The sequence below is a fragment of the Vibrio metoecus genome (assembly GCF_009665255.1).
GTDB lineage: Bacteria > Pseudomonadota > Gammaproteobacteria > Enterobacterales > Vibrionaceae > Vibrio > Vibrio metoecus_B.
The window spans coordinates 22,780-42,059 of sequence record NZ_CP035687.1 but is presented as its reverse complement, the minus strand read 5'-3'; the positions used below and the strand labels follow the sequence as shown (position 1 = coordinate 42,059).

The following is a 19,280-nucleotide window of genomic DNA, read 5'->3' as shown; positions in this document are numbered from 1 at the left end:
GCCACGCGTTGACAGTCCCTCTTGAGGCGTTTGTTATAGCGGTGCTTTTAGTTACCCGTGGACATATGATGTGTTGCACATAGCTTATTACCTGCTGGATCTCGTAAATAAGCTAAATACATTTTTCTTTGTCCGCTCACTCTGATACCCGGAGGATCTTCACAAGCCACACCACCATTTGCTAAACCGGCTGCATGCCATGCTTCTACTAACTCTGGGCTACTAACTTTAAAGCCAATTGTCATCCCATTACCATGCGTCGCAGGTTCGCCATTCACTGGTTTCGTAATACCAAGTACACCGTCTTGGTTTATGTAGAGACAGCGACCTTTAGTATCAATAACACCCGCCGGATAACCTAACACCGACAATATGGCATCATAGAAAACCTTTGATTTTTCAATATCATTTGAGCCGATCATGATGTGACTAAACATACTTGTTCCTTTTGTTGAGCAAAGTTGGAATTTACTCTGAGGCATCGATTGAGCAATGTCTAGGTTGAAATGTGAGATAAGCTATAACGCCCGCCTAAGGGGCTGGCAACGCATAACAACCAAACTCAACCACAACAACTGTAACCACTGCGGCTCATTGGGACTGGAAACGCCACGCGTTGACAGTCCCTCTTGAGGCGTTTGTTATGCAGTTGGTTGCCATAAATGCTGCTATTTTACGGTAAAACCAAACTATCGCTTGGTAGCCACGGCCTTTATTGAGACAATCCTCACCGTTATTTCTACATCAACGGACAACTATGAAACTCTTAGTTCGCAACCTTGCTCGCACCACAACTGAGCACGACATTCGTAAACTGTTTTCTGAACACGGCTCTGTGACCGAATGCACTCTCGTTTTAGACCAAGAAACTGGTCTATCGAAAGGCTTTGCTTTCGTCGAAATGCCAGATGCTTCAGAAGCAAAAACGGCAATTGCAGCACTGAATATGGCAAACGTTGCCAAAAGTAAGATTCGAGTTAAAGCAGCTCAATAAAGCAAATTCTAAAGCCAGCTGAAAATGCTGGTTTTTTATTGCCCAAAAAACTGCATAACGCCCGCCTAAGGGGCTGGCAACGCATTACCACTAAACTCAAACACAGCAACCGTAACCACTGCGGCACAATGGGACTGGAAACGCCACGCGTTGACAGTCCCTCTTGAGGCGTTTGTTAGCCCTATTTTGATGCCAAGAAGGCAATACCGGCAGCTAAACAAGCTGCTACAGCAACATTTTTAACGGGACTTTGCTCTGTAGGTGTGAGCATCGCGGCAACTGCTGCTGCACCTCCAGCAGCCTGTACAACAGTATTATCAGACTTTAATAAAGCTCCAATACCAACAGCAGATATCAAGTATTTTTGGACCTGTGTACTTTCTTTTACTAAACCACATGCGGTTCGTACAAAGTGCTCACAGTTTTCAGAAAATAAACTGTAAGGAATACCCAAGTATTTTCTTGCTGTTTGCACTGCTAAGGCAGGATTCTCAGCCTTAATTGAACTCTTCTCTATGTTTCTGTTATCTGCAAAAGAAGTTAGGTCGGTCTCTTCGACTCGGTGATACTTTTTGGAGTTATGTATAACCATATTGTTGCCAACGTAGATTCCGTAGTGTTTAAAGCCTGTGTACTGGATTTTTAATACTTGCCCTAGCTCATACATTTTCATGATTTCCTTTCATTAAGTGTGAATGATATGAACATGAGGGCGTATTATTAATAATTCAAGACACAATGTTTGATAATAGGGCTAACGCCCTGTTAAGGTGTGAGCAACGCAATACTGAAGCTCCCGCATACCACCTTAAACACTAAACGCATCGCATAGTAAAAATGCCACGCGTTGCGAATCACTCTTAAACAGTTTGTTATGTTTATTTGCTCAAAAACTCAACTACAGCCATAAAATTCTGTACGGCTACAATTGTAAACAACCCAAAGCCAGCAGTAAGCAACAAAAGGCATGCAAAACGACGTATTTTATAAAGGGGGTTGGCAAATTCATAGATTGGCCAGAAGTAATGAACGGGATCTTCTACATCTAAGTTTGAGTAATGCTTTGCAATAGGATCATGACCCATTTCTCTTGCCAATACCCTATCATTTATTCTTTTGTCGACACTTTTAGCTAGGTCACCCCAGTTGAACTTTATATCTTCAGAATACTGAGCTAGTTGTTTAAGCGTCTTTCCTTCTTCAGCATAGCTTTGATAAGTAGGATGATCTTTTACAATCTTTGGACAGGTTGCTAGTAGCAAAAGGTTCCCTAAAGCCAAAAATACAGCACAAAAGTAGAACATTACCCAAGAAAAGGGTAAAGATGTTCCAATCTTTATTTGCTGCTCAAAAACAACAAAGACCATCGAGTCCTGCTGTATGTACTCGAATGCCTTAGCAAGCATCGGGACGACAAATATCCACACATACATAGATTGTACAAACTTTGTGTTTCCTACTTTCTGTAACACATTCCAGTCAGGTATTAATTTCATAAATTCCCATCAATTTGCCCATTAAACATAACGCCCGCCTAAGGGGCTGGCAACGCACTACCACCAAACTCAAACACAACAACCATAACCACCGCGGCTCAATGGGACTGGAAACGCCGCGCGTTGACAGTCCCTCTTGAGGCGTTTGTTATAAGCAAGATACCAACGTTACAGAAGCTCTTCTAAATCCGACATTAGCCATGCGCTGTTATGCTGCTTAAAACCAATTTTTGGATAGTATTCAGTTGCTTGTGGTGCTGATAACAAAATCAACTTACAACCTTTTTTAAGACTAGCGAAAGTCTGTCGGATCAATTCTTTACCAATACCTTTCGATTGGACCTGCTCCGAGACAGCCAAATCCGATAAGTAGCAGCAGTAATGAAAATCTGTCACCGAGCGAGCAATACCGACAAGCCGCTCACCAATCCAAGCTGAAACAAGCAAATCCGTATTTGCCAACATCCCACTGATACATTCGTAATTATCGGTTGGACGTCTAGCTCCAAGCGTTGTCTGATTGAGGAGTTCCACAAACTGCTCTGGCGTAATTGGGCGATTTACAAAATATTCAACTTCCATTTTTCACTTTCCTTTAAAGCCCAAACTTCAACTTGCTTATAACGCCCGCCTAAGGGGCTGACAACGCATTACCACTAAACTCAAACACAACAACTGCAACCACCGCGGCTCAATGGGACTGGAAACGCCGCGCGTTGACAGTCCCTCTTGAGGCGTTTGTTAGTTTCGTAGCCCATTGTTTAACAATAACTTTTTTAACACATCTACTTGGCAGTGATTTTACGCAAATGCATAAGACAAGCACACGTCCAACACTAAAAGCTGTGAAGTGGGCTGCCAAAACTTAAAACGATCAAGGTTAAGTTGGCCACAGTTAATAGTCCGCGACAAAGAAAACCAGATCACAGCGATGATGCAGCCTTTTGTGAAACTAAGCTGACCGTGTTGAACATCCAACAACGTTGAAGCTTCGAGGCTTGTTGGTTTTCAGCGACTTTGAAATAACTGAACTTTCAACACTTTCTACCAAATCAGCATCAAGCAAAACTCAAAAGTCCAATTGTGCAACTTGAACGCTAAAAGCTGAATCTTCAGAACCTTGTGCGTGAATTTTTGATGATTTTTCCTGAGAGAAACTAACGCCGCGTTAAGGGGGGCAGGCACGCAATACAAAAGCTGCCGCACAGTGCCGTAACCACTGAACCCAACGCAAACTGAAAATGCCACGCGTGCCAAATCCCACTTAAACGCTTTGTTATGCTTAAGCTTCAACGCCCACATTTTTACCAAAACCAAGATTAACTCGACTAGGATTAGCTAACAAAAGGCAAAACCCAAAAAACTGAAATGACTCATGACTTTTGAAAATCTGACTTTGAAATTTGGCGACTAAAAATCAAAAACCTAAGTTCAAAGTTCTGATTGAGCCAACTGCCCTAACCTCGCGCTTACGCGAAAACTGATTGAGGCAATTCTCTGAGTTCCCAGCGCCAAAGAATTGATGTCCAGGAAATAGCGCCAATTGAAGCTGACTTGCCGACGAACTCGAAACTAACAAGCCGAGGGAACAAAGAAAAACCATAAACCACTGATTTTACGTGATTAAGCATAACGCCCGCCTAAGGGGCTGGTAACGCATGACACCAAACTCAAACACAACAACCGTAACCACCGCGGCTCATTGGGCCTGGAAACGCCGCGCGTTGACAGTCCCTCTTGAGGCGTTTGTTATGCCTTTGGTTCACGATAGATGTTTGGCTGCCAGATTTGCATCAAAATCTCTGGATTTTCAACAGGTTTAAAACCGTATTGAGCATACAGACCATGAGCATCCCTTGTCGCCAAGACCATGCGTCGTAAACCTTGAAGCTCTGGATGAGTAACAATTGTTTCAACTAGCCGCTTACTTAAGCCTTTACCTCTTTGAGACTCAATGATGAACACGTCTGCTAAGTAGGCAAAAGTTGCTTTATCTGTAATTAAACGAGCAAACCCCACTTGATTCCCAATTGGATCATAAACCCCAAAGCAAAATGAGTTTGATATGGCTTTTTCTAATGTAGCCATAGGGATATCAGCAGCCCAGTAGCTGTGAGAGATAAATTCGTAAATTACCTCAAAATTGAGTCGATTATTATCTGTGCTTATCTCAAATCCTTGCACTACAGTTTCTCCTTGAGGCATAACGCCCGCCTAAGGGGCTGACAACGCATACCGCCAAACTCAATCACAACAACCGTAACCACCGCGGCTCAATGGGACTGGAAACGCCGCGCGTTGACAGTCCCTCTTGAGGCGTTTGTTAGCTTCGTAGCTTATTGTTTAACAATGACTTTTTTAACACATTTTCGTGAAAGGCATTTTACGCAAAAGCATCACACAAACACACATCCAACGCCAAAAGCTGTGACGTTGACTGCCAAATCTCAAAACGATCAAGGCTAAGTTAGCCACGGTTAAGAGTCCGCGACAAAGAAAGCCAGATCACAGCGATGATGCTGCCTTTTGTGAAACCAAACTGGCCGAGTGGAGCATCCAACAACATTGAAGCATCGAGGTTTGATGGTTTTCAACGACTTTGAAACTGCTGAGCATTCAACACTTTCTACCAAATAAACATCAGAAAGACTCGAAAGCCAAATTGTGCGACTTGAACGCTAGAAGCTGAGTTTTAAGAACAATTGAGCTTAGATTTTCATGGTTTTAGCCTTTAAGAAGCTAACGCCCGCCTAAGGCGGCTGGCAACGCATAACAACCAAACTCAAACACAACAACTGCAACCACCACGGCTCATTGGGGCTGGAAACGCCACGCGTTGACAGTCCCTCTTGAGGCGTTTGTTATAGCGCATTTGCACCTTCAAGCGCCCATACCACCACACTATCACGTTCAAACTTAATTTGACGCCCATATTCAAAATTTGGACACATAAAAAATACATACTTCAGCTGTGCATCTGTAGCAGCAACCTTGTCGATATCTTTTTTGAGTTTTTGATTATTGTTTGGTGTGACTGACGCAAAAACTTCAGCCGCTAAAGTTCCACAATGTGACTCAATATCTGAACCTGAAGCCGTGCCTAAATTTAGGGTATATGGAGCTAACTCAGAGTGATACTTAAACAAAACTTCCATTGCGTTAAATGACGCTAAGTAAGTAAATGATTGATTAATTTGTTCAATTACATTCAACTCACGCTCAGAATCCAGCGGATCAACTCCTACACCGCCAAACTTCATTTTTGAAAACAATCCGTATGCATCTCGTTCAGTGCGTATTTGTTCAACAGATTTATCGATTGAATCCATAACCAACTGTTTTAGAACCGCGATTTCTTCTTTATCTGTAACACTGATTGTCTTACGCATTATTTTCTCCTGCGCTATAACGCCAAGCTAAGGGGCTGGCAACGCACAGCCACACTCAACATTAACAACCGTAATCACTGATGCTAACCGCACCGAAGATGCCACGTGTTGACAGTCCCACTTGAGCTGTTTGTTAGGTGCAGTGTCTAAGTTTTAGTGTGATTCTCACCGCACTACTATCCGATTTTCGTGATTCTCAGTCGTTTGCTCGACCAAAATCACAGTTGCATAATAGCTGTAAATCAACAACTTATGCACCATTAATCACACGATAAGCCTCACATATTGAAGTGAAGTTATAAGGATATAGAGATATATGATTATTGGGGTATAAACTATGACAGAATCAGCACATAATAAAACCAAACGTAAGCTCATAAGTAACATCAAAGATATTAAGCCAACACATCAGACAGCGATATTTTATAACAACTTTGATGAAGCCATTGAGTTCAATGATTTGATGCAGAAGATTAAAAAACCTGTCAGTGCTGCATTCAAAAGTATCACTATGATTTGGGTGCTGAGATTAAAACATCAGTTCAATTATGGTGTGGTCGGATACATTCAAATTCTCACCTCTGCCGAACTTGATTTGAAATTGCTTAACAAAGTGCTCGCCAAATACACATGTGAGAACCAAATTACAACAAAGCAACGTCCATTTGACCGAGAAAAATATACAGATACAGTATCAAAGCAAAAGCTTGCCAATTTAGCCGCCTATTTAGGCTCCAAAACAAGCCCAAGACGATATGCCATAACTAACAAGCCACAAATTAATAAAAACGCTCAAAATTGATTACAGAGAGATTATTGAGAATCATTATCAAAGGAACAAGGGGGTCATGTGATAGGTGTTGTTCCTTTGAATTCTCAAGCAACCTAACGCCCGCCTAAGGGGCTGACAACGCATTACCACCAAACTCAAACACAACAGCCGAAACCACCGCGGCTCAATGGGACTGGAAACGCCACGCGTTGACAGTCCCTCTTGAGGCGTTTGTTATGTGTAACTACCCAAATGTTCCTTGATGAAATTTACATCAGCACTATAAAAGTCATTCAGTGGAATTTGGGAAGCCTCAAACCAATAAAACGTTTGTTGTCGGTAAGGTTCGATTTCTTTAGGCTCTGCATTCATCGAAGCGCTCAAAACAACATAATAAATATCGCCGCCATTCTCGTTGATGGACTTATGAGTGCCAATGAGCTTTAAATTTCTCAGCCCAGTTTCCTCCCAGAGTTCACGAATAGCTGCTTGTTCTCCTGACTCACCGGCATCTATAGAACCACCCGGAAACTCAAAAATCATCCCACTATTCTTTCTGAACCGTTTTTGTACCAAAACAAGGTTATTCTTTATTACGACAGCCATCGCCAGATGATTCATATGCAGTTCTCTTTGACTGAATTACACATAACGCCCGCCTAAGGGGCTGACAACGCATTACCACTAAACTTAAACACAACAACTGCAACCACCGCGGCTCAATGGGACTGGAAACGCCACGCGTTGGCAGTCCCTTTGAGGCGTTTGTTAGTTTCGTAGCCTATTGTTTAACAATGACTTTTTAAACTCATTTTCTTGAAAGTAATTTTACGCAAAAGCATCACGCAAACACACGTCCAACGCCAAAAGCTGTGAAGTTGGCTGCCAAAACGTTAAGAGTCCACACAAAGAAAGCCAGATCACAGCGATGATTCAACCTTTTATGAAACCAAACTGATCAAGTTGAACGTCCGACAAAATTGAAGCATCAAAGCTTGTTGGTTATCCGCGATTTTGAAACCGCTGAACTTTCAACGCTTTCTACCAAATCAACATCAGGAAAAACCCAAAAGCTAAATTGTGCAGCTTGAACGATAAAGGCTAAATTTTCAGAACCTTGTGCGTGAATTTTTGATGATTTTCCTGAGAGAAACTAACGCCCTATTAAGGGGTGAGCAACGCAATACCTAAGTCGCCGCATACCACCTTAAACACTAAAACTCACGCATAGTGAAAATGCCACGCGTTGCGAATCCCTCTTGAACAGTTTGTTATATTAAATTTACGAACAATCCAGCAAATACGGATACAGCGAAAGACAAACACACACCGACTAATAATGTTTTTCGTGTCGACTCAAGACGTGAGAATCGGTCTTTTGAATCTCCCCAACAAAATACATAGAGTGGAAAAATGGAACGTACCAATCTTGTATAAAAGTACAACAGAAAGGCTGGAATAAAGCCCCCCATTAGCATAATGACTAACTTATACTCATCTTCTAGTTTCGAATTTCTTTGATCTCGCACCCATTGCTGAGCCGCTTCTTCGTATTTTGTCATTGCTTCACTTCTTATATCATCTTCTTTTGCTAATAAAAGTTGATATTCGTAAAACACTTCAATCGGCTTTAAGTCTGGACTGCTAAGAGACAAGTTCTTAAGTTCATCAGAGACACTATACTCGACTTCAACGAAATCTTTCCAAGTTTTCTCATAGTCAAACGAGTAGACGCGATCTCCATATGTCATGCTAACAAAAACATAGTAAAAAGTTAGCATTAACCCCATTGCGAATACCATAATTAAGTCACTAAACTTAGCCTCAAGAACCCATCGCTTACTTCTTTCAACCGGTGATATTCGCTCTTCAATTTGTGAAATTGTCACAAATAACCAATCTCTATCAACCCCAGTGATACTGTAATAAATTGAGTCAGAATTTTTTTCTTCACTTGGATTACTAAATGTAAGCTCAATCGTACTTTCTTGGTCAGCAATACCAAGCTTAAGAGATAGACTGCAAATTTTACTAGAGCCGATATTGTCCAAGTCTAATACTTCTTCAATAACAGGGAACTTTTCTATCACCCCATTTTCATATTTAACTTCATACTCTTGATATATTTCCTTAGCACCAGCCTTATTGAGTTGTTCTTTAGCTGTATCAATAATTCGTCTTAACCCTTTTTCCCCCAGGATAAAACCACTATCAATAGTCCCTGTTTTATGAGCTTTCATTCTTTAACCTAACCTAAAAATTTCATTATATGGTATTTCATTCTCATTTAATATAACGCCCGCCTAAGGGGCTGGCAACGCATACCACTAAACTCAAACACAACAACTGTAACCACCGCGGCTCATTGGGACTGGAAACGCCGCGCGTTGACAGTCCCTCTTAAGGCGTTTGTTATGTTACTTGGATTCATATACTAAGTGCAACACTAAAAAATAAAACGGTGAGCCGTCATAATCCCTATTTTTCCTCCCGCCAAGAAGTGAAAAAGAATGACTTATAAACAGCTCACCGAGGGTGAGAGATATACAATCGCTGCTTATAAAAAGCAAGGTCTAAGCTATACCCATATCGCCAAACTCACTGGGCGACATAAGAGTACGATTTCTCGCGAAATTGCTCGCAACCGTTGTGCTTACGATGGAGCATACCGCGCTTTCAAAGCCGACCAACGCACTCGGACAAGGCGCAGTAAATCTAGGCGCAATCAGCGTATTACTCAGCAGCAATATAACCAAGTCGTGCACTTTATTAAAAAAGACTGGAGTCCTGCTCAAGTGGTCGGAAGAATGAAACGATATAAACAGCCGACCATTAGCCATGAGTCCATTTACCAGTACATCTGGCGAGATAAAGCCAATGGAGGCACGCTTTGGAAGCACCTCCGACAATCAACCAAACAGCGGCGCAAGCGTTACGCTGCCTACGATAGTCGCGGAAGGCTCGCCAATAAACGACATATCTCAGAACGACCCAAAAGTGTCGAAACACGTAAAACGCGTGGACACTGGGAAATTGATACGGTTATGGGGAAAGGCTCTAAACACTGCATCGTGACACTCGTTGAGCGCATGACCGGCTACACCCTGATTGGGCAAATGGACGACCGAATAACCGCATCACTTAACCAGCGAACCATTCAGCTTATGAGTCGATTTGATGGCCTGTTTACCACCATTACCGCCGATAATGGCACTGAGTTTAACCAATATGAGCTTATTGAAGCCGCCACCGATACTCGATTTTATTTTGCTAACCCACACCACTCTTGGGAACGAGGAACCAATGAAAATACCAACGGCCTTATCCGACAATATCTCCACAAAGGCACCTCGATGGCGACACTTACTCAAGCAAAGTGCAACGCGATTGCCCACAAACTTAACAACAGACCCAGAGCTCGTCTTGGCTTTCAAACTCCGGAGGAATGTTTTGTTGGATATTATCGCTGATCGTTGCACTTCAAACTTGATACTAAGTTACGGTGACTTTTTTAACCCAGCTGATACATTTTCCACCAAATTTGCAACTGGGCTAGTTAAATTAGTAGATTCGTGCGTTTGCCCCCTTGTACTGGATAATAACATTTCAACTAAGCTGTTATCATGTGTTCTAGTTCCACCAAGATCGCTATTAACAATAAAAATAACTTTTAAAAAGTCATGTTTCTCACGATTCAAGCGGCTAATTTGATTATGGTGGTACTTGTAAATTGATATCGAAATTGCAAATAGTAATAGAAAAAGGCTTACAAAAATATACAAAGAATAATCAGAGCTTTTTATTGCCACAGCGTCACCTATTAGTTTTTCTACCCTTGAGTAAAACGCCATAACTTCGACTACAGGAGGTTCTAGCGAATCAAATTCATCAATCAACTCAATATGTCCCTCCATTAATGTCGATACTTTCTCAAAAGGTTCCATTTGCATGTTTTTTAATCTGGCCAGTATCGATTGACTAATTAAAATTAGCTCTTCCAAATCGTCTTTGTTGATTAAATCATCTTTGATGATTCTTTCATTAACGACTGTTAGATATTTACGAATACCAGTAAATTCATTTACAATTCGTTGTAGATTTTCAGAAATTTCTATTTTTTCCACCGAGGAATTATATTTTTCAAACTCTTTTAAAAGAGTACTATTTGATGAATCAAGCTTTTTTACAAGAAGGTCGTTTCGGTGTACAAAGCTGTTATTTAGTTCAGTTAATGCCAGTGAAAACTGCGATGAAATAACATTTTGATTGTAGTACAAACTACCTATATAGGCAGCTGTGATTGTAAACACTACAGATATAAATACTTGCACATTTCTTATACCCTTTTTATGAACATCAATCTCAGATTGAACACTGGTTAGGTACTTTATTGAATCAATTTCATCAGTCACATTTACCTCCTAGGTAACAATACCTTTTATCCGAAACATAACGCCCGCCTAAGGGGCTGGCAACGCATAACACCAAACTCAATCACAACAACCGTAACCACTTCGGCTCATTGGGACTGGAAACGCCACGCGTTGACAGTCCCTCTTGAGGCGTTTGTTAGTTTACAGTTTTCCACATTGTTTTTGACTGCTCTTCAAAGCCTAGTTTTACATAAAAGCTTTGCGCACTCTTGTTGAAAGCCATGACCTCTAGTCTAATTTGCTCAGCACCCTGAGATTTAGCCCAGTCATTACATCGAGCCATGAGTTGAGTACCAATACCAGAAACTCTAGCATTTTCATCAACTACAATTGTGCCGACACGACAAATTGGTGTTTTAACTAAAAACGGGATAGCTTCATTTTGAGTTACCGTAGCTGTTACGAAGCCAACAACATCACCAGAGATTTCTGCAACAAGAAACAGCCTTGATTGATCATTTAGAGCCTTAAGAAGGAACTCTTTTTCTTCAGATGACGGTTTTACAAATGCTTCAGGTGCATTTTCAAAGTGCATAACTCCAATCTGATAATTAAGACGCAAAAGTGAGTCTAAATCTGACGCATCTGCTGATCTAATTTTCATTTTCGTCCTCTGAATCTGATATGTAAACTAACGCCCGCCTAAGGGGCTGGCAACGCACTACCACTAAGCTCAAACACAACAGCTGAAACCACTTCGGCTCAATGGGACTGGAAACGCCACGCGTTGACAGTCCCTCTTGAGGCGTTTGTTATGCAGTTGGTTGCCTTAAATGCTGCTATTTTACGGTAAAAACAAACTATCGCTTGGTGGCAACTGTCTTTGTTGAGACAATCCTCACCGTTATTTCTACATCAACGGACAACTATGAAACTCTTAGTTCGCAACCTTGCTCGCACCACAACTGAGCACGACATTCGTAAACTGTTTTCTGAACACGGCTCTGTGACCGAATGCACTCTCGTTTTAGACCAAGAAACCGGTCTATCGAAAGGCTTTGCTTTCGTCGAAATGCCAGAGGCTTCAGAAGCAAAAACTGCAATTGCAGCGCTGAATATGACAAACGTTGCCAAAAGTAAGATTCGAGTCAAAGCAGCTCAATAAAGCAAATTCTAAGACCAGCAGAAAATGCTGGTTTTTTATTGCTAAAAAACTGCATAACGCCCTGTTAAGGGGTGAGCAACGCAATACCAAAGCTGCCGCATACCACCTTAAACACCAAAAACAACGCATAGTAAAAATGCCACGCGTTGCGAATCCCTCTTGAACAGTTTGTTATATTTCATTGTCGAATAATATTGTTGCTTTATGTTCATCAATTGGAACTATTACTCGGTGCAATAATATATGGCTTTCTTGTACAGATTGATCGTGTAATTTTTTAAACAATCCTAAAGTTTCTTCTTGCAGTGGGTTTAGCTCTGCTACAAAGTTTGTTACGTCTTCAATAGATGCGTACTCGAGAAAGTCAAAATACAGACGAATAAAGCCGGATACTACATCAGACATTTGAACCAAATAATTCTCTGTTTCTTTTGATTCAACAAATGAAAACGATAAACCATTCAGTTCAGGATCATAACTTCTTGCACTATTTATCTTCTCTTCAACTTCAAACTCATTGTCCAGAATATGTAATGAGTTTGGAAACATTTTCAGTCTATTAATATAGAAGAAGGAGAAGTCTTCTATAAGTATGTCCTTCTTAAAATCGAAAACCAGTTCAAACTTCACCTTATCTTCAAATAGTTTGATGCACTTATAAACGAAAAATCCCAAATAATTTAGCATTTTGAAATCTAGATCACTCTCTGATTTGGAAAATTTTACCGCGAGGTTCCTCATAATTAAGTCACTTAGCAGTTCGAGAAACTTAAGTGAGTCCTTCTTTTCTATGTTTGGATAGTTAAATTGGCTCATCAATGACAAAAAATTTTCTTTGTCCATTTTGATGAGCCTATACAAGCAATCCTTATAGATGAACTGGTTGGCATAATCTTTGGGGTCTTCTGTGCAAAGAATCAAATCTTCGATTATGTCCAAAAATGACCAATAGACTGTATTGATCATCTCATAATGAATAAATACTTTCTTTGATAGTAAGTATTGAAAAAATGTATTAAATCTTTTGCTGCCAAGTGCATATTTAAATGCTTGTGAGGGAGTGTACTTTGCTCTAATTTTTATCATCTGGGCTAGCTTTAACTCAGTAGCCCCTTTTTGAAGACACAACTGCTTCTTTAAATCTTCAAAATCTACACTTTGACTTGCTTGACTAAAAGCAATCCCCGCTAGGACAAATATTGGTGATGAATCTTGGTTCGGATCATTGTCAATATTGTACTCATCGCCATCAAGAAGTAACTTTCTGATATTATTGGATTCATCATAATATAAAGAGTAATTGTTCTCGCTAAATTCTACTTCCATTTCCTTCAATTCTCTATTTAGTGCACTGAAAAATATAACGCCCGCCTAAGGGGCTGGCAACGCATTAACACTAAACTCAAACACAACAACCGAAACCACCGCGGCTCAATGGGACTGGAAACGCCGCGCGTTGACAGTCCCTCTTGAGGCGTTTGTTATGCGGTTAATAGCTTAGACATGTACAGCTCATTAACATACTCACCATCGACAACCAGAGAATGGCGCTTTAAACCCTCAACTTCAAAACCACATGACTCATAGAGCCTTTTAGCTCTCTCATTGTGCTGCATTACGGTCAACTCTAGCCGGCTATATCCATGAGAAATCGCCCAACCTTCAAGCTTGTTTACTAATTCTTTTCCAAATCCTTGGCCTGTAACAGCTTGGAGAAGGCCAATGACCAAAGACATGCAGTGTTTATTGCGATTGGCTGTATTACCTACACCGACAATGAAACCAAAAGCCTTTTCATCATTGGTCAGTAAATACATCACCTTATTAGATGAATCATTGAATGAGTGAATAATTTGGATTTGCTGCTCCAGTGTGGTTGTCCTTTCTTCTGGTTCAAGCAGCATGAATTTAGACTCTCGATCTAATTGGTACATTAATGACAATACTGACTCTGCATCTTCGACTGTTACTTTTCTAATAATCACTTTTTCATCCATGCTCAAATAACTGCATAACGCCCGCCTAAGGGGCTGGCAACGCATTAACACTAAACTCAAACACAACAACTGCAACCACTGCGGCTCAATGGGACTGGAAACGCCGCGCGTTGACAGTCCCTCTTGAGGCGTTTGTTATGCTTAAGCTTCAACACTTTACATTTGAACCAAATCAAGAATAACCCACTGAAATAATTAACCAAACTTCGAATTCCTTGAGTTAGAACTGAATCAAATTTTACCTATGAACTAACCAATGCAGGCTTTCATTTAGCAACTAGGCCAATGTAGAAAACCTCTCCGACAAACTCACTCACCACGCATGGGCACGACAACTCAATGAGGCAATAACACTGAAATTTACAGCGACAGACACATTGCCGTTCCATTAGGCAGCGCAAAACAATGCTCAATTGCCGACAGACTTTAAGCCTGTAAGTAAAGGCACCAAACTGCTCAAAACGACTTGAGCCAGCAACATTCACCCCACGCAGGCTCAACATTTCAATGAGGCAATAACACTGAATTTTCAGCACCAGATACATTGCCGCTTCATTAGGCAGCGACGAACAATATTGAATTGCCGACAAAACCTGAACAAAATGCCAAAGGGAACGAAAACCACAAACACTTGATTTTAATGGATTAAGCATAACACCCGCCTAAGGGGCTGGCAACGCACTACCACTAAACTCAAACACAACAGCCGTAACCACCGCAGCCCATTGGGACTGGAAACGCCGCGCGTTGACAGTCCCTCTTGAGGCGTTTGTTAGTTTCGTAGCCCATTGTTTAACAATGACTTTTTAACACATTTGTTTGAAAATCATTTTACGCAAATGCATCAAACAAACACACGTCCAACACCAAAAGCTGTGAAGTTGGCTGCCAAAACTCAAAACGATCAAGGTTAAGTTGACCACGGTTAAGAGTCCGCGACAAAGAAAGCATAATTTCAGCGATGATGAAGCCATTTGCGAAACCAAACTTTGAGTGTTGAACATCCAACAGAGTTGAAGCATCGAGATTTGATGGCTTAAAACGACTTTGAAACTGTTGAACTTTCAACGCTTTCTACCAAATCAGTATCAAGAAAAACTCAAAAGCCCAATTGTGCAATTTGAACGCTAAAAGCCGATTTTTCAGAACCTTGTGCGTGAATTTTTGATGATTTTTCTTGAGAGAAACTAACGCCCGCCTAAGGGGCTGACAACGCATAACACTAAACTCAAACACAAAAGCCATAACCACCGCGGTTCAATGGGACTGGAAACGCCGCGCGTTGACAGTCCCTCTTGAGGCGTTTGTTATGCGCGCCTTGCCCAAAATGCCATTTGATACCATAATTAGGTACTTTTTGGTATTTATGGAGATGGGCTCATGGCTAAAAACACAAGTATCACTCTTGGTGAACACTTCGATGGCTTTATTACAAGCCAAATACAAAGTGGACGTTACGGCTCAGCAAGTGAAGTCATTCGCTCTGCGCTACGTCTACTCGAAAACCAAGAAACCAAACTACAGTCACTCCGTCAATTACTTGTTGAAGGTGAGCAAAGTGGTGATGCTGATTATGACCTTGATAGCTTCATCAATGAACTCGATAGTGAAAACATTCGATGAAACCATTTAATCTTACTGTCGCCGCTAAAGCCGATTTACGGGATATTGCTTTATTCACTCAACGACGCTGGGGAAAAGAGCAGCGAAATGTTTATTTAAAGCAATTCGATGATTCCTTTTGGCTTTTAGCGGAAAATCCCGACATCGGTAAATCATGCGATGAAATTCGAGAGGGATACAGAAAATTTCCCCAAGGGAGCCACGTCATCTTTTATCAGCAAATCGGCAGCCAACAAATCAGGGTGATCCGAATTCTTCATAAGAGCATGGATGTGAACCCAATATTTGGCGCATAACGCCCGCCTAAGGGGCTGACAACGCATAACAACCAAACCCAAACACAACCACCGAAACCACCGCGGCTCATTGGGACTGGAAACGCCACGCGTTGACAGTCCCTCTTGAGGCGTTTGTTATGCTTAAGCTTCAACACTTTACATTTGAGCCAACCCTAGAATAACCCACTGAAATCATTGACCAAACTTCGAATCGCCTTGAATTAGAACTGGCTCAACTTTTACCTATGAACTGACCAATGCAGGTTTTCATTTAGCAACTAGGCCAATGTGGAAAACCTCTCCGACAAACCAACTCACCACGCATGGGCACGACAACTCAATGAGGCAATGACACTGAAATTTACAGCGACAGACACATTGCCGTTTCATTAGACAGCGCAAAGCAATGCTCAATTGCCGACAGACTTTAAGCCTGTATGTAAAGGCACCAAACTGCTCAAAGCGACTTGAAAGAGCAAAACTCGACTCGTGCAGACTCAATATTCCAATGAGGCAATCACTCAGAATTTACAGCGCCAGACACATTGCCGCTTCATTAGGCAGCGAAAAACAATATTGAATTGCCGACAAAACTTGAATGAAATGCCAAAGGAATCGACAACCACAACCTACTGATTTTTTTATGGATTAAGCATAACGCCCGCCTAAGGGGCTGACAACGCATAACAACCAAACCCAAACACAACCACCGAAACCACCGCGGCTCATTGGGACTGGAAACGCCACGCGTTGACAGTCCCTCTTGAGGCGTTTGTTATGCTTAAGCTTCAACACTTTACATTTGAGCCAACCCTAGAATAACCCACTGAAATCATTGACCAAACTTCGAATCGCCTTGAATTAGAACTGGCTCAACTTTTACCTATGAACTGACCAATGCAGGTTTTCATTTAGCAACTAGGCCAATGTGGAAAACCTCTCCGACAAACCAATTCACCACACATTAGCACGACAACTCAATGAGGCAATAACACTGAAAAGTACAGCGACAAACACATTGCCGTTTCATTAGGCAGCGCAAAACAATGCTCAATTGCGACTGACTTTCAGACTGTAAGTAAAGGCTCCAAACTGCTCAAAGCGACTTGAGCCAACAATACTAACCTCGCTCAGACTCAAAAACCCGATGAGGCAATAACTTGGAATTTACAGCGCCAGACACATTGCCGCTTCATTAGGCAGCGAAAAACAATATTGAATTGCCGACAAAACTTGAATGAAATGCCAAAGGAATCGACAACCACAACCTACTGATTTTTTTATGGATTAAGCATAACGCCCGCCTAAGGGGCTGACAACGCATAACAACCAAACCCAAACACAACCACCGAAACCACCGCGGCTCATTGGGACTGGAAACGCCACGCGTTGACAGTCCCTCTTGAGGCGTTTGTTATGCTTAAGCTTCAACACTTTACATTTGAGCCAACCCTAGAATAACCCACTGAAATCATTGACCAAACTTCGAATCGCCTTGAATTAGAACTGGCTCAACTTTTACCTATGAACTGACCAATGCAGGTTTTCATTTAGCAACTAGGCCAATGTGGAAAACCTCTCCGACAAACCAACTCACCACGCATGGGCACGACAACTCAATGAGGCAATGACACTGAAATTTACAGCGACAGACACATTGCCGTTTCATTAGACAGCGCAAAGCAATGCTCAATTGCCGACAGACTTTAAGCCTGTATGTAAAGGCACCAAACTGCTCAAAGCGACTTGAAAGAGCAAAACTCGACTCGTGCAGACTCAATATTCCAATGAGGCAATCACTCAGAATTTACAGCGCCAGATACATTGCCGCTTCATTAGGCAGCGAAAAACAATATTGAATTGCCGACAAAACCTGAACAAAGTGCCAAAGAAATCAATAAACACAACCTACTGATTTTTATGGATTAAGCATAACGCCCGCCTAAGGGGCTGACAACGCATTACCACTAAACCCAAACACAACAACTGCAACCACCGCGGCTCAATGGGACTGGAAACGCCACGCGTTGGCAGTCCCTTTGAGGCGTTTGTTAGTTTCGTAGCCTATTGTTTAACAATGACTTTTTAAACTCATTTGCTTGAAAGTAATTTTATGCAAAAGCATCACGCAAACACACGTCCAACGCCAAAAGCTGTGAAGTTGGCTGCCAAAACGTTAAGAGTCCACACAAAGAAAGCCAGATCACAGCGATGATTCAACCTTTTATGAAACCAAACTGATCAAGTTGAACGTCCGACAACATTGAAGCTTCGAAGTTTGTTGGTTCTCAGCGACTTTGAACTAGCTGAAATTTCAACACTTTCTACCAAATCAGCATCAGGAAAAACTCAAAAGCCAGATAGTGCGACTTGAACGTTTAAAGCTGATTATTCAGGGCATGAATCTGAACTTTTGATGATTTTTTCTAGATAGAAACTAACGCCCGCCTAAGGGGCTGACAACGCATTACCACTAAACTCAAACACAACAGCCGAAACCACCGCGGCTCAATGGGACTGGAAACGCCGCGCGTTGGCAGTCCCTTTGAGGCGTTTGTTATGCTTAAGCTTCAACACTTTACATTTGAGCCAACCCAAGAATAACTCACTGAAATCATTGGCTAAACTTCGACTTTCCTTGAATTAGAACTGGCTCAACTTTTACCTATGCACTGACCAATGCAGGCTTTCATTTAGCAACTAGGCCAATGTGGAAACCCTCTCCGACAGACCAACTCACCACGCATGTGCACGACAACTGAATGAGGCAATGACACTAAAATTTACAGCGACAGACACACTGCTGTTTCATTAGGCAGCGAAAAACAATGCTCAATTGCCGACAAACTTCTAGCCTGTAAGTAAAGGCACCAAACTGCTCAAAGCGACTTGAAAGAGCAAAACTCAACTCGCGCAGACTCAATATTCCAATGAGGCAATAACTTGGAATTTACAGCGCCAAACACATTGCCGTTTCATTAGGCAGCGAAAAACAATATTGAATTGCCGACAAAACCCGAACGAAATGCCAAAGGAATTGACAATCACAACCTGCTGATTTTTATGGATTAAGCATAACGCCCGCCTAAGGGGCTGACAACGCATTACCACTAAACCCAAACACAACAACTGCAACCACCGCGGCTCAATGGGACTGGAAACGCCACGCGTTGACAGTCCCTCTTGAGGCGTT

General features: G+C 41.7%; 22 protein-coding genes and 8 pseudogenes. 6 read left to right on the top strand and 24 right to left on the bottom strand.

What is annotated here, in order from left to right; translation table 11 throughout:
- Positions 1–47: 47 nt before the first annotated feature.
- Positions 48–437, bottom strand: a complete 390-nt coding sequence (locus EPB59_RS13675) for a VOC family protein (protein ID WP_057552792.1) — start codon at positions 435–437, stop codon at positions 48–50.
- Between the two features lie 320 nt (positions 438–757).
- Here EPB59_RS13675 and EPB59_RS13670 point away from each other — a divergent pair, with 320 nt between their 5' ends.
- Positions 758–994 carry an RNA recognition motif domain-containing protein gene (locus EPB59_RS13670; RefSeq protein ID WP_000772125.1) on the top strand — a complete coding sequence of 79 codons (237 nt, stop codon included), beginning with the start codon at positions 758–760 and terminating at the stop codon, positions 992–994.
- A gap of 181 nt (positions 995–1,175) precedes the next feature.
- Here EPB59_RS13670 and EPB59_RS13665 read toward each other — a convergent pair whose 3' ends face one another.
- From EPB59_RS13665 to EPB59_RS13630, 7 genes and pseudogenes are all read right to left on the bottom strand, one after another.
- Positions 1,176–1,667, bottom strand: a complete 492-nt coding sequence (locus tag EPB59_RS13665) for a lecithin retinol acyltransferase family protein (protein WP_154173296.1) — start codon at positions 1,665–1,667, stop codon at positions 1,176–1,178.
- Between the two features lie 205 nt (positions 1,668–1,872).
- Positions 1,873–2,490 (bottom strand): hypothetical protein, encoded by a 618-nt coding sequence (locus EPB59_RS13655; protein WP_154173294.1) that lies wholly within the window; start codon positions 2,488–2,490, stop codon positions 1,873–1,875.
- Between the two features lie 168 nt (positions 2,491–2,658).
- On the bottom strand, positions 2,659–3,072 hold the full coding sequence (locus EPB59_RS13650; protein WP_000451550.1) for a GNAT family N-acetyltransferase: 414 nt from the start codon (positions 3,070–3,072) through the stop codon (positions 2,659–2,661).
- Positions 3,073–3,291: 219 nt separating this feature from the next.
- Positions 3,292–3,471, bottom strand: coding sequence for a DUF645 family protein (locus EPB59_RS13645; protein WP_154173292.1), 180 nt, complete (start codon positions 3,469–3,471; stop codon positions 3,292–3,294).
- Between the two features lie 768 nt (positions 3,472–4,239).
- On the bottom strand, positions 4,240–4,695 hold the full coding sequence (locus EPB59_RS13640; RefSeq protein ID WP_392392167.1) for a GNAT family N-acetyltransferase: 456 nt from the start codon (positions 4,693–4,695) through the stop codon (positions 4,240–4,242).
- Positions 4,696–4,873: 178 nt separating this feature from the next.
- A pseudogene (locus tag EPB59_RS13635) lies at positions 4,874–5,056 on the bottom strand (DUF645 family protein).
- 295 nt (positions 5,057–5,351) lie between these two features.
- Entirely contained in the window at positions 5,352–5,879 is a 528-nt protein-coding gene (locus EPB59_RS13630; protein ID WP_001232638.1) for a hypothetical protein, read from the bottom strand.
- Between the two features lie 337 nt (positions 5,880–6,216).
- On the opposite strand from EPB59_RS13630, the gene EPB59_RS13625 reads away from it, so the two are divergent.
- Entirely contained in the window at positions 6,217–6,681 is a 465-nt protein-coding gene (locus tag EPB59_RS13625; RefSeq protein ID WP_154173290.1) for a hypothetical protein, read from the top strand.
- A gap of 204 nt (positions 6,682–6,885) precedes the next feature.
- On the opposite strand, the gene EPB59_RS13620 is transcribed toward EPB59_RS13625, so the two are convergent.
- The 3 genes and pseudogenes from EPB59_RS13620 to EPB59_RS13610 all read right to left on the bottom strand — a co-directional run bounded on the left by EPB59_RS13620 (position 6,886) and on the right by EPB59_RS13610 (position 8,891).
- Positions 6,886–7,272, bottom strand: coding sequence for an NUDIX hydrolase (locus EPB59_RS13620; protein ID WP_001015864.1), 387 nt, complete (start codon positions 7,270–7,272; stop codon positions 6,886–6,888).
- A 207-nt stretch (positions 7,273–7,479) separates the two neighbouring features.
- Positions 7,480–7,632, bottom strand: a pseudogene (locus tag EPB59_RS18605) (DUF645 family protein).
- A gap of 290 nt (positions 7,633–7,922) precedes the next feature.
- Positions 7,923–8,891, bottom strand: coding sequence for a hypothetical protein (locus tag EPB59_RS13610; protein WP_154173288.1), 969 nt, complete (start codon positions 8,889–8,891; stop codon positions 7,923–7,925).
- Between the two features lie 270 nt (positions 8,892–9,161).
- On the opposite strand from EPB59_RS13610, the gene EPB59_RS13605 reads away from it, so the two are divergent.
- Entirely contained in the window at positions 9,162–10,121 is a 960-nt protein-coding gene (locus EPB59_RS13605) for an IS30 family transposase (protein ID WP_154173286.1), read from the top strand.
- 27 nt (positions 10,122–10,148) lie between these two features.
- Here EPB59_RS13605 and EPB59_RS13600 read toward each other — a convergent pair whose 3' ends face one another.
- Positions 10,149–11,063, bottom strand: a complete 915-nt coding sequence (locus EPB59_RS13600) for a hypothetical protein (protein ID WP_154173284.1) — start codon at positions 11,061–11,063, stop codon at positions 10,149–10,151.
- Positions 11,064–11,220: 157 nt separating this feature from the next.
- Entirely contained in the window at positions 11,221–11,688 is a 468-nt protein-coding gene (locus EPB59_RS13595; RefSeq protein ID WP_000702485.1) for a GNAT family N-acetyltransferase, read from the bottom strand.
- Between the two features lie 264 nt (positions 11,689–11,952).
- On the opposite strand from EPB59_RS13595, the gene EPB59_RS13590 reads away from it, so the two are divergent.
- Positions 11,953–12,189 (top strand): RNA recognition motif domain-containing protein, encoded by a 237-nt coding sequence (locus EPB59_RS13590; protein WP_154173282.1) that lies wholly within the window; start codon positions 11,953–11,955, stop codon positions 12,187–12,189.
- Between the two features lie 171 nt (positions 12,190–12,360).
- Here EPB59_RS13590 and EPB59_RS13580 read toward each other — a convergent pair whose 3' ends face one another.
- The 4 genes and pseudogenes from EPB59_RS13580 to EPB59_RS18580 all read right to left on the bottom strand — a co-directional run.
- Positions 12,361–13,515 carry a DUF3800 domain-containing protein gene (locus EPB59_RS13580; protein ID WP_154173281.1) on the bottom strand — a complete coding sequence of 385 codons (1,155 nt, stop codon included), beginning with the start codon at positions 13,513–13,515 and terminating at the stop codon, positions 12,361–12,363.
- A gap of 155 nt (positions 13,516–13,670) precedes the next feature.
- Positions 13,671–14,186: a GNAT family N-acetyltransferase gene (locus EPB59_RS13575; RefSeq protein ID WP_000343786.1), complete on the bottom strand. Its 516-nt coding sequence runs from the start codon at positions 14,184–14,186 to the stop codon at positions 13,671–13,673.
- A gap of 266 nt (positions 14,187–14,452) precedes the next feature.
- Entirely contained in the window at positions 14,453–14,731 is a 279-nt protein-coding gene (locus EPB59_RS13570) for a DUF3709 domain-containing protein (protein ID WP_347233060.1), read from the bottom strand.
- Positions 14,732–15,080: 349 nt separating this feature from the next.
- Positions 15,081–15,137: pseudogene (locus EPB59_RS18580) on the bottom strand (DUF645 family protein); the annotation flags it as partial.
- 429 nt (positions 15,138–15,566) lie between these two features.
- Here EPB59_RS18580 and EPB59_RS13560 point away from each other — a divergent pair.
- Positions 15,567–15,809 carry a type II toxin-antitoxin system ParD family antitoxin gene (locus EPB59_RS13560; RefSeq protein WP_001107720.1) on the top strand — a complete coding sequence of 81 codons (243 nt, stop codon included), beginning with the start codon at positions 15,567–15,569 and terminating at the stop codon, positions 15,807–15,809.
- A complete protein-coding gene (locus tag EPB59_RS13555) occupies positions 15,806–16,105 on the top strand; it encodes a type II toxin-antitoxin system RelE/ParE family toxin (RefSeq protein ID WP_000802134.1) in 300 nt (99 codons plus the stop codon). Before EPB59_RS13560 ends, EPB59_RS13555 begins: the two co-directional genes overlap by 4 nt.
- A 249-nt stretch (positions 16,106–16,354) precedes the next feature.
- Here EPB59_RS13555 and EPB59_RS13550 read toward each other — a convergent pair whose 3' ends face one another.
- From EPB59_RS13550 to EPB59_RS18905, 7 genes and pseudogenes are all read right to left on the bottom strand, one after another.
- Positions 16,355–16,591: a DUF3709 domain-containing protein gene (locus EPB59_RS13550; RefSeq protein WP_347233059.1), complete on the bottom strand. Its 237-nt coding sequence runs from the start codon at positions 16,589–16,591 to the stop codon at positions 16,355–16,357.
- 460 nt (positions 16,592–17,051) lie between these two features.
- Positions 17,052–17,227, bottom strand: a pseudogene (locus EPB59_RS13540) (DUF3709 domain-containing protein).
- Positions 17,224–17,274, bottom strand: a pseudogene (locus EPB59_RS18565) (hypothetical protein); the annotation flags it as partial. The pseudogenes EPB59_RS13540 and EPB59_RS18565, both read right to left, overlap by 4 nt.
- A 359-nt stretch (positions 17,275–17,633) precedes the next feature.
- Positions 17,634–17,870, bottom strand: coding sequence for a DUF3709 domain-containing protein (locus EPB59_RS13530; RefSeq protein ID WP_347233059.1), 237 nt, complete (start codon positions 17,868–17,870; stop codon positions 17,634–17,636).
- A 328-nt stretch (positions 17,871–18,198) separates the two neighbouring features.
- Positions 18,199–18,351 (bottom strand): annotated as a pseudogene (locus tag EPB59_RS18560) (DUF645 family protein).
- 425 nt (positions 18,352–18,776) lie between these two features.
- A pseudogene (locus EPB59_RS19045) lies at positions 18,777–19,013 on the bottom strand (DUF3709 domain-containing protein).
- Positions 19,007–19,057 (bottom strand): annotated as a pseudogene (locus tag EPB59_RS18905) (hypothetical protein); the annotation flags it as partial. The pseudogenes EPB59_RS19045 and EPB59_RS18905, both read right to left, overlap by 7 nt.
- Positions 19,058–19,280: the final 223 nt, after the last annotated feature.

Excerpts from the sequence above, each read along its gene's own strand:
- EPB59_RS13675 (WP_057552792.1), bottom strand. The coding sequence starts at position 437 with ATGTTTAGTCACATCATGATCGGCTCAAATGATATTGAAAAATCAAAG.
- EPB59_RS13670 (WP_000772125.1), top strand. The coding sequence starts at position 758 with ATGAAACTCTTAGTTCGCAACCTTGCTCGCACCACAACTGAGCACGAC.
- EPB59_RS13665 (WP_154173296.1), bottom strand. The coding sequence starts at position 1,667 with ATGAAAATGTATGAGCTAGGGCAAGTATTAAAAATCCAGTACACAGGC.
- EPB59_RS13655 (WP_154173294.1), bottom strand. The coding sequence starts at position 2,490 with ATGAAATTAATACCTGACTGGAATGTGTTACAGAAAGTAGGAAACACA.
- EPB59_RS13650 (WP_000451550.1), bottom strand. The coding sequence starts at position 3,072 with ATGGAAGTTGAATATTTTGTAAATCGCCCAATTACGCCAGAGCAGTTT.
- EPB59_RS13640 (WP_392392167.1), bottom strand. The coding sequence starts at position 4,695 with ATGCCTCAAGGAGAAACTGTAGTGCAAGGATTTGAGATAAGCACAGAT.
- EPB59_RS13630 (WP_001232638.1), bottom strand. The coding sequence starts at position 5,879 with ATGCGTAAGACAATCAGTGTTACAGATAAAGAAGAAATCGCGGTTCTA.
- EPB59_RS13625 (WP_154173290.1), top strand. The coding sequence starts at position 6,217 with ATGACAGAATCAGCACATAATAAAACCAAACGTAAGCTCATAAGTAAC.
- EPB59_RS13620 (WP_001015864.1), bottom strand. The coding sequence starts at position 7,272 with ATGAATCATCTGGCGATGGCTGTCGTAATAAAGAATAACCTTGTTTTG.
- EPB59_RS13610 (WP_154173288.1), bottom strand. The coding sequence starts at position 8,891 with ATGAAAGCTCATAAAACAGGGACTATTGATAGTGGTTTTATCCTGGGG.
- EPB59_RS13605 (WP_154173286.1), top strand. The coding sequence starts at position 9,162 with ATGACTTATAAACAGCTCACCGAGGGTGAGAGATATACAATCGCTGCT.
- EPB59_RS13595 (WP_000702485.1), bottom strand. The coding sequence starts at position 11,688 with ATGAAAATTAGATCAGCAGATGCGTCAGATTTAGACTCACTTTTGCGT.
- EPB59_RS13590 (WP_154173282.1), top strand. The coding sequence starts at position 11,953 with ATGAAACTCTTAGTTCGCAACCTTGCTCGCACCACAACTGAGCACGAC.
- EPB59_RS13580 (WP_154173281.1), bottom strand. The coding sequence starts at position 13,515 with ATGGAAGTAGAATTTAGCGAGAACAATTACTCTTTATATTATGATGAA.
- EPB59_RS13575 (WP_000343786.1), bottom strand. The coding sequence starts at position 14,186 with ATGGATGAAAAAGTGATTATTAGAAAAGTAACAGTCGAAGATGCAGAG.
- EPB59_RS13570 (WP_347233060.1), bottom strand. The coding sequence starts at position 14,731 with ATGTATCTGGTGCTGAAAATTCAGTGTTATTGCCTCATTGAAATGTTG.
- EPB59_RS13560 (WP_001107720.1), top strand. The coding sequence starts at position 15,567 with ATGGCTAAAAACACAAGTATCACTCTTGGTGAACACTTCGATGGCTTT.
- EPB59_RS13555 (WP_000802134.1), top strand. The coding sequence starts at position 15,806 with ATGAAACCATTTAATCTTACTGTCGCCGCTAAAGCCGATTTACGGGAT.